This is a genomic window from Brachybacterium sp. sponge (assembly GCF_001613775.1).
Lineage (GTDB): Bacteria > Actinomycetota > Actinomycetes > Actinomycetales > Dermabacteraceae > Brachybacterium > Brachybacterium conglomeratum.
Map to the genome: position 1 here is coordinate 252,412 of NZ_LRMP01000004.1, position 12,290 is coordinate 264,701.

The 12,290-nt window shown below is 73.2% G+C and carries 13 protein-coding genes; 6 read left to right on the plus strand and 7 right to left on the minus strand.

The genetic code is table 11. The annotated features are described in order from the left end of the window. The first annotated feature begins 26 nt into the window (after nucleotides 1-26). From A4A78_RS15690 to A4A78_RS15705, 4 genes are all read left to right on the plus strand, one after another. Nucleotides 27-809 (plus strand): hypothetical protein, encoded by a 783-nt coding sequence (locus A4A78_RS15690; protein WP_062950866.1) that lies wholly within the window; start codon nucleotides 27-29, stop codon nucleotides 807-809. After that, nucleotides 806-2,443, plus strand: coding sequence for an apolipoprotein N-acyltransferase (gene lnt / locus A4A78_RS15695; protein WP_062950868.1), 1,638 nt, complete (start codon nucleotides 806-808; stop codon nucleotides 2,441-2,443). Before A4A78_RS15690 ends, lnt begins: the two co-directional genes overlap by 4 nt. A gap of 69 nt (nucleotides 2,444-2,512) precedes the next feature. Continuing rightward, entirely contained in the window at nucleotides 2,513-3,271 is a 759-nt protein-coding gene (locus A4A78_RS15700; protein ID WP_062950870.1) for a polyprenol monophosphomannose synthase, read from the plus strand. Nucleotides 3,272-3,305: 34 nt separating this feature from the next. Beyond that, a complete protein-coding gene (locus A4A78_RS15705) occupies nucleotides 3,306-3,911 on the plus strand; it encodes an FxsA family protein (RefSeq protein WP_062950872.1) in 606 nt (201 codons plus the stop codon). An 84-nt stretch (nucleotides 3,912-3,995) separates the two neighbouring features. Here the strand turns inward: A4A78_RS15705 and A4A78_RS15710 are convergent, their stop codons facing one another. The 5 genes from A4A78_RS15710 to A4A78_RS15730 form a co-directional block, all read right to left on the minus strand. After that, on the minus strand, nucleotides 3,996-4,346 hold the full coding sequence (locus tag A4A78_RS15710) for an RNA polymerase-binding protein RbpA (RefSeq protein ID WP_010551569.1): 351 nt from the start codon (nucleotides 4,344-4,346) through the stop codon (nucleotides 3,996-3,998). A gap of 142 nt (nucleotides 4,347-4,488) precedes the next feature. After that, nucleotides 4,489-5,301 carry a glycerophosphodiester phosphodiesterase gene (locus A4A78_RS15715; RefSeq protein WP_062950874.1) on the minus strand — a complete coding sequence of 271 codons (813 nt, stop codon included), beginning with the start codon at nucleotides 5,299-5,301 and terminating at the stop codon, nucleotides 4,489-4,491. Then, a complete protein-coding gene (locus tag A4A78_RS15720; protein WP_062950876.1) occupies nucleotides 5,273-6,262 on the minus strand; it encodes an SURF1 family protein in 990 nt (329 codons plus the stop codon). The genes A4A78_RS15715 and A4A78_RS15720 overlap by 29 nt, the downstream gene beginning before the upstream one ends. Continuing rightward, entirely contained in the window at nucleotides 6,259-6,789 is a 531-nt protein-coding gene (locus A4A78_RS15725; RefSeq protein ID WP_062950878.1) for a hypothetical protein, read from the minus strand. Before A4A78_RS15725 ends, A4A78_RS15720 begins: the two co-directional genes overlap by 4 nt. Continuing rightward, nucleotides 6,786-8,753, minus strand: a complete 1,968-nt coding sequence (locus A4A78_RS15730) for a hypothetical protein (protein ID WP_062950880.1) — start codon at nucleotides 8,751-8,753, stop codon at nucleotides 6,786-6,788. Before A4A78_RS15730 ends, A4A78_RS15725 begins: the two co-directional genes overlap by 4 nt. Nucleotides 8,754-8,920: 167 nt before the next feature. Between A4A78_RS15730 and A4A78_RS15735 the strand changes: the two genes are divergently transcribed. Together A4A78_RS15735 and A4A78_RS15740 are read left to right on the plus strand one after the other, a co-directional pair. Then, nucleotides 8,921-9,646: a beta-ketoacyl-ACP reductase gene (locus A4A78_RS15735; RefSeq protein ID WP_062950882.1), complete on the plus strand. Its 726-nt coding sequence runs from the start codon at nucleotides 8,921-8,923 to the stop codon at nucleotides 9,644-9,646. Between the two features lie 45 nt (nucleotides 9,647-9,691). After that, complete coding sequence (locus tag A4A78_RS15740; protein ID WP_062950883.1) at nucleotides 9,692-10,219, plus strand: histidine phosphatase family protein; 528 nt, start codon at nucleotides 9,692-9,694, stop codon at nucleotides 10,217-10,219. 64 nt (nucleotides 10,220-10,283) lie between these two features. Here A4A78_RS15740 and serB read toward each other — a convergent pair whose 3' ends face one another. Both serB and glgC read right to left on the minus strand, forming a co-directional pair. After that, a complete protein-coding gene (gene serB, locus A4A78_RS15745) occupies nucleotides 10,284-10,964 on the minus strand; it encodes a phosphoserine phosphatase SerB (RefSeq protein ID WP_062950884.1) in 681 nt (226 codons plus the stop codon). Then, a complete protein-coding gene (glgC, locus tag A4A78_RS15750; protein WP_062950887.1) occupies nucleotides 10,961-12,202 on the minus strand; it encodes a glucose-1-phosphate adenylyltransferase in 1,242 nt (413 codons plus the stop codon). The genes serB and glgC overlap by 4 nt, the downstream gene beginning before the upstream one ends. Nucleotides 12,203-12,290: the final 88 nt, after the last annotated feature.

Consider the following 12,290-nt stretch of genomic DNA (forward strand, 5'->3'; position numbering starts at 1 on the left):
GCGTTCTCCCAGGGGGAGCGGGGAGGATGGGACGTGTGAGTGCCCAGAACCAGCCTGCACGGCCCCCCTCGCAGCCCACGGCGCCCGTCCTCTACACCGGCATCGTCCTGTACAGCGCGGACGACCCGGAGGCTTCCGCGATGCTGGTGGCCGACGGGCTGATCGCCTGGACCGGCCCCGAGGACAGCGCCTTCGTGCTCCACCCGGAGGCCGAGCGCGTGGACGCCACCGGCTGCCTGGTCACCCCCGGCTTCGTCGACGCCGCCGCGACCATGGACGGCACCGACCCCGACCCGGCCGGCGACGCCGCCGCGGCCGCGCACGGGATCGTGCTTCGTCTGCCGGGGCCGACGGGGACGCGCGAGGGCGTGCAGGTGATCGCCCCCGTCACCGAGGACGCCGCGTTCCTGGACCTCGTCAGCGACGGCACCCCGCTCGCCTTCGGCTCCGCCGGCCGGGACGAGGCCGCCGATCCGTGGACCTGGGTCCGCGCCGCCGCCCGCAGCGCCCCTGCCGCGCAGCGCCTCAGCGACCGCGCCGCCTTCCTTGCCGCGAGCCGCGGCGGCCAGCGGGTCGCCGGGAGGCGCCATCCCGGCACGCTGCGCACCGGGCTGCCGGCCACGTTCGTCCTGTGGGAGCCGTGGGACCTCACCGTCCGCTCCCTCGCCGAGCGGGTCGACACCTGGTCCACCGACCCCCGCTCCCGCACCCCGCTGCTGCCCGACCTTGACCAGGGCAGCCCGCGCGCCCTGCGCACCGTGGTCGACGGCCGGGTCGTGCACGACGAGCTCCGCGGGGACGCCGAGTGAGCACCGCCGCACGGACCGCCGCCTCGCGCGCGCGCCCGCGAGGCCGCCGTCCGCGCGAGGAGTACGAGGCCACGCCCGCGGTCGCAGCGATCGGCTGCGGGCTCCTCGGCGGGTTCAGCGCGCTGCTCGCCTTCCCGCCCTACGACCTGTGGATGCTGCTGCCGGTGGGGATCGCGCTGCTGTGCGGCGGGCTGCTGGTGCGCTCGGCCTGGCTCGCCGGCCTCGTCTCCCTGCTGTGGGGGCTCGCCTTCTTCATCCCGCTGACCGAGTGGGCGAGCACCTATGCCGGCAGCGCGCCCTGGCTGGCGCTGGGCGTCTTCGAGGCGCTGTACATCGTAGTGTTCGGCCTCGCCGCCCGTGCGGTGATGGTGCGTCGCGGCCTCTGCGTCTCCTCCGCGCTGGTGGTCTCCGCGCTGTGGGTGGGGGTCGAGACGCTGCGGGGCAGTGCCCCGTGGGGCGGCCTGACCTGGGGCGCGAGCGGCTTCGCGCTGTCCGACTCGCCGCTGGTCCATCTCGCGCCGTGGATCGGGATGGCCGGGCTCGCCCTCGTCGTCGCGCTGCTTGCCCACCTGCTGCTGCTCGGCGCGCTCGCCCTCCTGGGTCGCCGCCACCGCGGGCTGACCGGCTTCTCCGGCGTGTGGCCCTTCGCGATCGCCGTGGCCGCCGTGCTCGCCACCGTCGTCGTCCCCCATCCCCTCAACCGCGCCCCGGCCGATCGGCCCTCCATGACGGTCGCCGCCGTGCAGGGCTCGATGGGGGAGATCGACCCCGCCAGCTTCACGATGCCGGACGACGTCTTCGACAACCACCTCACCGCCTCCCGCTCCGCGGTCGACCAGGCCACGGCCGACGGCACCGACCTCGACCTGGTCGTCTGGCCCGAGGACTCCACCGGATACGATCCCCGCCAGGACCCCTATCTCTCCTCCCTGCTGGCCTCCCTCGCCCAGGACGCGGACGCCCCCGTCCTGGTCGGCACGCAGGTGCCGGTGGGGGAGACGGAGCGGTTGAACCAGTCCGTGCTGATCACCCCGGAGGGCGAGACCCCCTACGCCTACTCCAAGCGTCACCCCGTCCCCTTCGGCGAGTACATCCCGATGCGCGACGTGTTCAGCCGGCTCTCCGACAAGGTCGACCTCGTCTCCCGGGACATGATCGCCGGCGAGGAGATCGGCACCATGGACCTCGCCGAGCTCGGCCAGGGCGAGGGCACCGCCGGGCTGCTGATCTGCTTCGAGATCGCCTACGAGGGCCTCGTGCAGGACGTGGTCGACGACGGCGCCGAGGTGATCGTCGTGCAGTCGAACAATGCGCTGTTCGGCGACTCGGACGAGGCGATCCAGCAGCTCGCGCAGGCCCGGGTGATGGCGGTGCTCTCCGGGCGCAGCGTCGTGCACGTCTCCACCGTCGGCCATTCCGCGATCTACAGCCCCGAGGGACGCCAGATCGATTTCGTGGACCACTGGGAGCAGGGCACGATGGTCGCCGACGTGCCGCTGCGCACCGGGACCACCCCGGCCGTCGCCGCCGGGCCGTGGATCGCGATCGGGATCTCCGCCCTCGGTGCCGCCGGGCTGCTCGGGGCGCTGACCTCCGGTCGCCGCGCCCTGGCACGGGCCGCTGCCCGTCGCTGATCCTCCGGGCGGCACCGGCCCGCCGTCCAGCCCGCCCTCCCCGCGCCGTCCGATCCTCCGAGGAGACCGATGACCCGCCCGTCCACCGCTCCGCTGCCGCCGACCCTCGTGGTGATCCCCACCTATGACGAGCGGGAGGCGCTGCCCGGCACCCTCGAGCGGCTGCGACGTGCGGTGCCGGAGGCGCATGTGCTCGTGGTGGACGACTCCTCCCCGGACGGCACGGGGGAATGGGCCGAGGAGGTCTCCCGACGCGATGCGGCCGTGCACGTGCTGCACCGGGCGGGGAAGCAGGGCCTCGGCCCGGCGTATCTCGCGGGCTTCGCCTGGGGTCTCGAGCACGGCTACGAGCAGCTCGTGGAGATGGACGCCGACGCCTCGCACCGGCCCGAGCAGCTGCCGGGCCTGCTGGAGGCCGTGCGGCGCGGCGCCGACCTCGCGATCGGCTCCCGCTGGGTGCCCGGCGGCGCCGTCCACGACTGGCCCGCCCATCGGCGGCTCCTCTCCCGCGGCGCGAACGTGTACGTGACGGTGCTGATGGGTCTCGGGGTCGCCGACGCCACCGCGGGGTTCCGCGTCTTCCGCGCCGAGCTGCTCTCGCGCCTGATGGAGGAGGACATCGCCTCCCAGGGCTACTGCTTCCAGGTCGACATGACCCGCCGTGCACGCGACCTGGGCGCCGTGATCGTCGAGGTGCCGATCGACTTCGACGAGCGCACCGAGGGGGCCAGCAAGATGTCCTCCGACATCGTGCGCGAGGCGCTGGTGAAGGTGACCCTCTGGGGACTCGCACGTCGCGCCCAGGGCCTTCGCAAGGCCCTGCGCTAACCTGGCCATCACCTCGCACAGGAAGGGAACCGCCGTGACGAGCTCGCCCCACAGCACCCCGGGGGCCTCCGGGCGCCCCACCGAACCCGCCGACCGTCGCCGTTCGCGCCGCGCGAGCGCGATCCCGCTCGCGATCGTCGTCGTGGGCCTCCTCGAGCTCGCGATCCTGGTGCTGATCGGCGTGAACACGAGCCTGTGGTGGTCCGTGCTGATCGTCGTGGTGGGCTGGCTCGTGGGCGTCGCGCTGCTGGTCGCCGCCGGGCAGCAGTCCTTCGTGCGCGTGCGCTCCCTGTTCCGTGCCGTGCGCGGCAGCGGCGACGTGCAGGACCACCTCTCGCGCCCCGCCTTCACGATGCTCTCGGCGCTTCTGTTCTTCTTCCCCGGCCTGCTCACCGACCTCGCCGCCCTCGTGCTGCTGCTCACCCCGGTGCAGAAGCGCGCCGTCTCCGCGATGGGGCTGGGCAGCGGCTCGGAGCAGGCCCGCACCGTGCTCTACCGCCGCTCCGGCAGCGGCGTGATCGACGGCGAGATCATCGTCGAGAACCGCCGCACGGGCGGTGCCTCCGGCGGGGCCGACGGACGGCGACAGGACGGCGCCGTCCCGCCGATGATCGTGCAGGACCCGCCCTCCCCGGAGTGACCCGACCTGCGGGACCGCCGATGGGAAGAGCCCCCGCACCGCCGAGAACGGCGGTGCGGGGGCTCTTCCCGTGAGAGGCGAGGCTCAGAGGTTGCGGCGCTGGTGGAGCTTGCCGGCGCGCAGCAGCTCGAGGCGCTGGTCGAGCAGGACCTGGAGGTCCTCCTCGCTGCGGCGCTCGAGCAGCATGTCCCAATGGGTGCGCACGGGCTTGCCCGGCTTCTCCTCGGGCTTCTCGTGGTCGCGCAGCACCGCGGTCTGGCCGCAGCGGCACTCCCACACGGCCGGGACGTCGGCCTCGACCGAGAAGGGGAGGACGATGTGGTGGCCGTTGGGGCAGTCGTAGATTGCCTCCTGGCGCGGTGCGGCGAGGACGCCCTCGTCGGTCTCCATGGAGAGGGAGCCCAGTCGGGTGCCTCGCAGGCTGCGGCTGTTCATGCGGTTCTCGCTTCCTGCCGGGGTACGGGGCCGGACGGGGTGCCGTCCGGAAGGTCTGTGGGGTGTCGTGCGCGGCGACACCCGGAGGTGTCAACGCCTGCGGGGCCGGATCTCTTCCCGGGAGCTGCACGGCCCTCGCGGGTCAGGCGTCGTCGAGGAGCTCGGAGAGCAGGTCGACGCGATTGGTGATGATACCATCCACGCCCTTGACCAGCAGATCCTGCATGGTCACGGGGTCGTCCACGGTCCAGACGTGCACCTCGCAGCCGGCATGGTGCGCGGCGGCGACGGTGTCCCGGGTCACCACCGGGACGCCCCTGTAGGTCTCCGGCACCTGCAGTGCGCCGTAGGGGGCGAGCAGCCGGTCGGTGACCGCGAGCGGGGCCTCGAGCGCGCGGGCGGCGAGGAAGCGGCCGATCACACCGCGGGAGGGGCTGCGCACGGCAGTGACCCCGGTCGCTGCGCGGAGCGTGGCGACCGCACGGCGCACTACGGCGCCGTCGAAGCCCGCCAGGCACACCCGGTCGGCGCTGCGGGTCCTCGCGATCGCAGCGACGGCGGGGCCGATGGCGGAGGGGCTCTTCACGTCGATGTTCAGCGGGACGTCGGGGAAGGCGTCCAGCACGTCCTCGAGCATCGCGAGCGGCTGGTCGCCGGGCAGCCGCACGGCGCCGGCGTCCGCCGCCGAGAGCTCCTCGATCCGGCGGGGGTCGCCGGCGATGCGGGCGAGGTCCTCGTCGTGGACGGCGAGGGCCAGTCCGTCCCGGGTCGCGCGGGTGTCGGTCTCGAGCATGTCCGCGCCGGCGTCGAGGGCTGCGCGGAACGCCTCGAGGGTGTTCTCCGGCGCCTCGAGCGCGAGGCCCCGGTGGGCGATGCGGCGCGGCCGCGGTCCGGGCAGGAAGCGCGAGGCGGGCGCTCCGGGCCGCTCAGGGCCGCTGCTGGTCGATGAGGGCATCCTCTTCCTCCTCGTCCTGGCCCCGGCGGCGCGCTCGGACGGCGCGTCGGGGGCGATGGTCTGCGGTGTCCCGTGCACCGGACCGCGCAGGGGTCCGGGACGCGGGGTCGGTGACGGCGGCGTGCGGATCGGTCGGAGCGATCGCGCCGGACGCTGCGACCTCCTCGGCGCCGGGCGATGCTCCTGCGTCCTCCGCCTCCTCCGCGGCGAGGTCCTGGAACTGGCGGCGCAGTCGGAAGATCAGGGCGCCCGGGAAGAACAGCGCGAAGATCCACCACTGGAAGGCGTAGGAGAGATGCGGTCCGAGGCCCGTCTCCGGTGCCGGCAGCGGCTGCGGACGGTCCGCGGCCGGCTCCTCCTGCGCGAGCTCGCCGAACGCGCCGATCACCACGGCGTCCGTGTCCAGGCCGAGCTGGGAGGCGATCTGGGCGGGGTTGACGGAGTGGGCCTGGCCCTCCGGTGGGACACGGTCCAGCACCGGCTCCGCCGTCCGCAGACGGGCGGTCACCGTGAGGGCGCCCTCCGGGACGGGCGCAGGATCGGCGGGGGAGCTGGCGTCGGCGTCCTCCGGCACCCAGCCGCGCACGACCATCAGCGTGGTGCCGTCCTCGCCGCGGAAGGGGACCAGCTGCCAGAAGCCGACCTCGCCGCCGAGCTGGCGGTTGCGGACGTAGAGCACGCAGCCGGGATCGGTGCAGTAGCTGCCCTGCATCTCGACCGGGGTCCACACCTGCGCGTCCGTGAGCGGAGCAGCAGGATCGGGCATCGCCTCGGCGAGGGGGACGGGGGAGGCGTCGTAGTTCTCCTCGATGACCGCGGCACCGTCGCGCTTGTCCTCGAAGCGGCCGTACTGCCACAGCCCGAGGGACACGCAGACGGCGGCGAGAAGCAGCACGATCACGAGCCCGAGGAAGGTGTCGCGGGAGAACAGGATGCGGCGACGGGCGGAGCGGTCGGTCATCCGCGATCAGGTGCCGCGGCGCCCGTCCCGTGCTCACCGGGCATCGCGTGCCCGGCCCCGTGCAGATGGCTCGCCTGCTCGCCGAGCACGCCGGTGAGGTCCTCGATCCCGAACTGCACCAGCTGCACGAAGAGGATCACCGTCGCGGCGGTGAGCAGCAGACCGAGGGCCGTGACCGTGATGGTCATCCCCAGCCGCAGCCGCGGCCGGTCCTTCCGGGGCCGTGCCAACGGGAAGCCGTAGTCCTCGTCCTGGAGATGGTTCTCGGTCCACATCCCGGGGTTGAGGACGGAGACCGGGTATTGCTCGACCCGCGCCCGGGGGCGGGCGCCGCTGGCGGGGACGTCCTCGGAGTCCTGCAGCGGCGCCGCGCCCTGCGGGGCGGAGCGCTCGTCCGTCCAGAGCCTCCACCCGGCCGGCACCGGCCCCCAGGAGGGGCCGGGCCGGAAGTCCGCCGGCGGGACCCACTCGTCATGCGGGGGTTCGGGCCAGTTCGGCGGCGGGTTGAAGCGCTGTGCGGAGGTCACGCAGGGACGTCCCAGGAGTAGTTGTCCGAGTAGGTGTCGAAGTCCAGCTTGTTGCCACTGGCACGCTTGACGTCGAACAGCATCGTCATCGTGTATTCGTCACCGGCCTTGAAGCCCTCGTCCGGCGTCCAGCTCGCCCCGGAGCCCTTGAGCCCGAAGGTCGGGGTCGCCGGCGAGACACCGCCGCCGTAGGGGGTCATCACGGTGAACTGGTGGGGGTTCAGCCCGTCGAACGTGCCCTCGGTGACGGTGAGCTTCGCGGTGACCACGAGGTAGTCGCCCTGCTCGCCGGGATCGACGGTGCCGCCGTACTCGCTCTCGAGCTGGTCGGCAGGCTTGTACTCCATGTGTACGGCCATGGTCCCGGTGCCGTCGGTGCCCACGATCTCGACCGGCTTCGCGGAGGGGTCGATGGTGGCGAGGTCGGTCGGGGTCGGCTCGGGCTCCTCCGCCTCGTCGTCGGTGGTCTCCTCGGGGGTCGTCTCCTCGCCGCCGTCGGTGGTCTCCTCCTGGGAGGTGGTCGGGTCGCCGCCGCCGGTCGGTTCGTCGCCGCCCCGTCCGATCAGGAAGACGCCGCCGATGATCGCCGCGACGAGCGCGATGATGAGCAGGAAGATGCAGCCGACCCACCAGAAGCGCTGGACGATGCCCTTCTTCGGCGGCTCGGCGCCGGTCGACGCGGTCCAGGCCGCGCCGGAGTCGGTCGAGGGCGAGCCCTGCCCGTAGCCCTGAGCGGGGGAGCCGGGGCCGTAGCCCTGCGCAGGCGATCCCTGGCCGTAGCCCTGGGCGCCGTACTCTGCGGGCGAGGCCTGGCCGTAGCCCTGGTCGGCCGAGGACTGGCCGTAACCCTGATCGGCCGAGGCCTGGCCGTAGCCGGCGTGCGCCTGTCCGTGGCCCTGGTCAGCCGAGGCCTGGCCGTAGCCGGCCTGCGCCTGTCCGTAGCCCTGTTCGGCGGAGCCCTGGCCGTAGCCCTGACCCTGTCCGTAGCCGGACGCGGCATCGCCCTGGCCCTGGGCCTGGCCGTAGTCGGGAGCGGAGGGGGCGCCGCCGTCGGCGGAGCCCTGGGAGGCGTCGGCCGAGCTCTGGGCGGCGTACGCGCCACCGGCCGCAGCACCGCCGACGGCAGCACCCCCGACCGCCGCCGCACCCCAGCCTGCACCGCTGCCGTCCGTGCCCTGGCCGGAGGCGTCCTGGCCCGCGCCCGGCGCCGGCTCGGCGGTCTCGTACGGGGCCTGCTGGGCGAGGCCTGCCTCGAAGTCGGGTCCCGCGTACTCGGCGGTCTCCGAGGCCCCGGAGGTCCCGTCGGCAGCACCGGCCGTTTCAGGATCGGTCCCGGCGGCGCGGGGGTCGGTGCCCGCGACGTGCGTCGCGTCCTCGGCGTCGGAGGGAGCGGACTGGCGCGGTGCATCGGCCCCAGCAGGCGCCGGTGCGGGCTCCCCCTGGTCGACGGGCTCCGCCGCATGCCGCCCGCGGGTGTCGTCGGCGTGCTCGCCGGACGGTGCGACCTGCGCGGCGTCGGCACCGCTCGGAGCGGCGCCGTAGGGGTTGATCGCGCCGTACTGGCCGGTGGTGCTCTGCGCGGCAGGGACGTCCTGGCCGGCGGAGCTCTGAGCGGCAGGGGCGTCCTGCCCGGAGGAGGCGTCCTGGGCCGACGACGCGGGCTCGGACGCGGTGGTCACGGGCTGCTCCGGCTGCTGTGCGACGTGGGTCTGCGCATCATCGCCGGTGCTCAGCCGCGTCGCGTCGTCCTCGACCGGCGCGGCCTCCTGCACGGGAGCGGACTGCTCGGCCGGAGCCTGCTCCGGCGCGGCCGACGGCGCCGCCGGGGCGTCCTCGGCGCTGACCCAGAAGTTCCAGCCCTCGGGCGCAGGGCCCCACGAGGGATCCGGCTGCCAGCCGGGAGGCGGGCTCCACTGCGGATCGTCGATCGGCCAGTTCGGCGGAGGATTGAAGCGATAGGCCATCGTGGGGCACCTTCCGGAGCTGTGGGCGGGGCCGGGTCCCCCCTCGGGTCCCGACGCTCTCTCGCCCCGTATCGTAGAGCACACACCCCTACCGGGCGGCGTCCCCGCCGCGTGCCGACACACCCGTTCCACGCCGCTCCCGCCGCCCCCGACACGAAGGAGTCCGCATGACCGAGAGCACCCCCGAGCCCCGCAGCGTCCTGGTCACGGGAGGCAACCGGGGCATCGGCCGGTCGATCGCGGAGGAGTTCCTCCGCCGCGGCGACAAGGTCGCGGTCACCAGCCGCTCCGGCGCCGGCGGCCCCGAGGGCGCGCTCACCGTCGCCGCCGACGTCACCGACGGCGACAGCCTCACCGCCGCGATCAAGGCCGTCGAGGCCGAGAACGGTCCGATCGAGGTGCTGGTCGCGAACGCCGGCATCACCGACGACCAGCTCCTGCTGCGGATGAGCGACGAGTCCTTCGAGTCGGTGCTCGACACCAACCTCACCGGCGCCTTCCGCACGGTGCAGCGCGTGATCAAGTCGATGGTGCGCAAGAAGAAGGGCCGCATCGTGCTGATCAGCTCCGTGGTGGGCCTGTACGGCTCGCCCGGGCAGGTCAACTACGCGGCCTCGAAGTCCGGCCTCGTCGGCATCGCCCGCGCGCTCACCCGCGAGCTCGGCTCCCGCGGCATCACCGCCAACGTGGTCGCGCCCGGCTACATCGACACCGAGATGACCCAGCAGCTGTCCGAGGACCTCCAGGACAGCTACCGCAAGGCGATCCCCGCCGGACGCTTCGCGGACCCGGAGGAGGTGGCCCGCGTCGTGGCGTTCGTCGCGAGCGACGACGCGGCGTACATCTCCGGCGCCGTCATCCCCGTCGACGGCGGCCTGGGCATGGGACACTGATCCCCGTCCCGAACCGACCGACCGTGAAGGTGTGAACCCACCCCGATGTCCTCCTCCGACCCCGCCAGTCGTCTGCTGCTCCTGATGCGCCACGGCAAGGCGGAGAACAGCTCCGGCCAGCCCGACCACGAGCGTGCGCTGGCCGAGCGCGGACAGTCCCAGGCCCGTCTGGTGGGGGAGTACCTCGCCGCGCAGAACGTGGAGGTCTCCCGGGTGCTCGTCTCGGACTCCACCCGCACCGCGCAGACCTGGGAAGGCGTCCGCTCGCAGATGCCGGACTTCGACGGGAAGGTCACCTCGCACGAGGAGATCTACTCCGGCGGCCCCTCGGAGCTGCTCTCGCTGGTGCGAGGCGTCGCGACGAAGCATGCGGTGGTGCTGGTGATCGGGCACGAGCCCACGATCTCCTCGCTCAGCGCGCTGCTGGCCGACGACGACTCCGACGCCGGGGCGACCGCGCAGGCGCGGATCGGCATGCCGACCGGCGCCATGTCCGTGCTCTCCGGCTCCCTGGAGAGCTGGGAGGCCCTCGGCGAGGACGCGCTCACCCTGCACACCATCGTCCGCCCCTGAGGCCGACGCGACAGCGCTAGCCCCACCGTCGCAGTGGGGCGGGCGCTGTGCTGTGCGGGGCCGCTCAGCGGGAGGCAGCGGCCTCCAGGTGCGGCCAGGCGTCCAGCAGCGACTCCCCGTTCAGCACCACGTCGGCGACCTCCCGCAGCGCGGGCTTCGCTCGGAAGGCGATGCCCGTGCCCGCGGCGGCGAGCATCTCGCGGTCGTTCGCCCCGTCGCCCATCGCCACGATCCGCGCGACCGGCACGCCGTGCTGCTCGGCGAGCTCCTCAAGGGTGGCGCGCTTGGCGGCGCCGTCGATGATCGGGCCGGAGACCTTCCCGGTGAGGCGGCCGTCCGCGATCTCGAAGCGGTTCGCCCGCACGTGGTCGATGCCCGCCCCGGCGGCGAGGGCATCGATCACCTCATGGAACCCGCCGGAGACCAGCGCGGTCGCCCAGCCGGCCGCCTTCGCTCGGCGCACCAGCTCGAGCGCGCCGGGCGTCGGCACCAGCGAGGAGCGCACCTCGGCGAGCACCGCGTCGTCCAGCCCCTCCAGCAGCGCGACCCGCGCCCTCAGCGATGCGGCGAAGTCGAGCTCCCCGCGCATCGCCGCGCTGGTGATCTCCTCGACCTCGGCCCGCACGCCGGCGTGATCGGCGACGAGCTCGATCACCTCCTGCGTGAGGAAGGTCGAGTCGACGTCGGAGACGAGCAGCCCCGTCGCGAGGGAGGTCGTCGTGGTCCCGGGAACTGCGGCGCTCACGGCTCGATGACCGTGCCCTTGCCGATCACGGTGATGCCGGACTCGGTGACGACCCAGCCGCGGGCCCGGTCCTTCTCGGCGTCCAGGCCGATCTGGGTGCGCGGGGGGACGATCACGTCCTTGTCGATGATGGCGCGGTGGATCTGGCAGTGCCGCCCCACCGTGACGCCGTCCATCAGCACGGAGTCCGAGACCGTCGACCAGGAGTTCACGCGCACCCCGGGGGAGAGCACGGAGCTGGAGACCGAGGCGCCGGAGACCACCACGCCGGGCGAGATGACGGAGTCCACCGCGGAGCCGACGCGGCCGGGGCCGGCGTGGACGAACTTCGCCGGCGGCGCGTTGCGGTGCCCGGTGAAGGTGGGCCACTTGTCGTTGTAGAGGTTGAACACGGGGTGGATCGAGATCAGATCCATGTGCGCGTCGTAGAAGGCGTCCAGGGTGCCGACGTCGCGCCAGTAGTCGCGGTCGCGATCGGTGGAGCCCGGCACGTCGTTGTGGATGAAGTCGTAGACCGTCGCGTCGCCGTTGTCCACGAACGAGGGGACGATGTCCCCGCCCATGTCGTGCTTGGAGGAGTCGTCCTCGGCGTCGCGGGTGACGGCCTCGACCAGCGCGTCGGCGGTGAAGATGTAGTTGCCCATCGAGGCGAGGACCGAGGAGGGGTCGTCGGCCAGTCCCTCGGTCTCCTTCGGCTTCTCGACGAAGGCCTTGATGGCGGTGGGGTCCGACGGATCCGTCTCGATGACGCCGAACTGGTCCGACAGCTCGATCGGCTGACGGATCGCGGCGACCGTGCAGGAGCGGCCGGACTCGATGTGCGCGTCCAGCATCTGCGAGAAGTCCATGCGGTAGATGTTGTCGGCGCCGACGACGACCACGTACTCCGGCTTCTCGTCGTGGATCAGGTTCAGCGACTGGGCGATCGCGTCGGCGCTGCCGCGGAACCAGTGCTTGCCCATCCGCTGCTGCGCGGGGACCGGCGCGACGTAGTTGCCCAGCAGCGAGCTCATCCGCCACGTCTGGGCGATGTGCTTGTCCAGCGAGTGCGACTTGTACTGCGTGAGCACGACGATCTTGAGATAGCCGGAGTTGACGATGTTCGACAGGGCGAAGTCGATGAGGCGGTAGATGCCGCCGAACGGCACCGCGGGCTTTGCCCGATCGAGGGTCAGCGGCATCAGCCGCTTCCCCTCGCCGCCGGCGAGGACGATGGCGAGGACCTTTTGGGACGACATGGTGCGAGGATAGTCCAATCGTGGCACTCGTCACGCACATCCCCGAGAGCGTGGGCACACCGGGCGGAACGGGCGAACCGGTCCGCGT

What these genes read in the sequence shown, in the direction of transcription:
- A4A78_RS15740 (WP_062950883.1), top strand. Translation starts at nt 9,692, where the DNA reads ATGTCCTCCTCCGACCCCGCCAGTCGTCTGCTGCTCCTGATGCGCCAC.
- glgC (WP_062950887.1), bottom strand. Translation starts at nt 12,202, where the DNA reads ATGTCGTCCCAAAAGGTCCTCGCCATCGTCCTCGCCGGCGGCGAGGGG.
- A4A78_RS15700 (WP_062950870.1), top strand. Translation starts at nt 2,513, where the DNA reads ATGACCCGCCCGTCCACCGCTCCGCTGCCGCCGACCCTCGTGGTGATC.
- A4A78_RS15690 (WP_062950866.1), top strand. Translation starts at nt 27, where the DNA reads ATGGGACGTGTGAGTGCCCAGAACCAGCCTGCACGGCCCCCCTCGCAG.
- A4A78_RS15720 (WP_062950876.1), bottom strand. Translation starts at nt 6,262, where the DNA reads ATGACCGACCGCTCCGCCCGTCGCCGCATCCTGTTCTCCCGCGACACC.
- A4A78_RS15710 (WP_010551569.1), bottom strand. Translation starts at nt 4,346, where the DNA reads ATGAACAGCCGCAGCCTGCGAGGCACCCGACTGGGCTCCCTCTCCATG.
- A4A78_RS15730 (WP_062950880.1), bottom strand. Translation starts at nt 8,753, where the DNA reads ATGGCCTATCGCTTCAATCCTCCGCCGAACTGGCCGATCGACGATCCG.
- A4A78_RS15715 (WP_062950874.1), bottom strand. Translation starts at nt 5,301, where the DNA reads ATGCCCTCATCGACCAGCAGCGGCCCTGAGCGGCCCGGAGCGCCCGCC.
- A4A78_RS15735 (WP_062950882.1), top strand. Translation starts at nt 8,921, where the DNA reads ATGACCGAGAGCACCCCCGAGCCCCGCAGCGTCCTGGTCACGGGAGGC.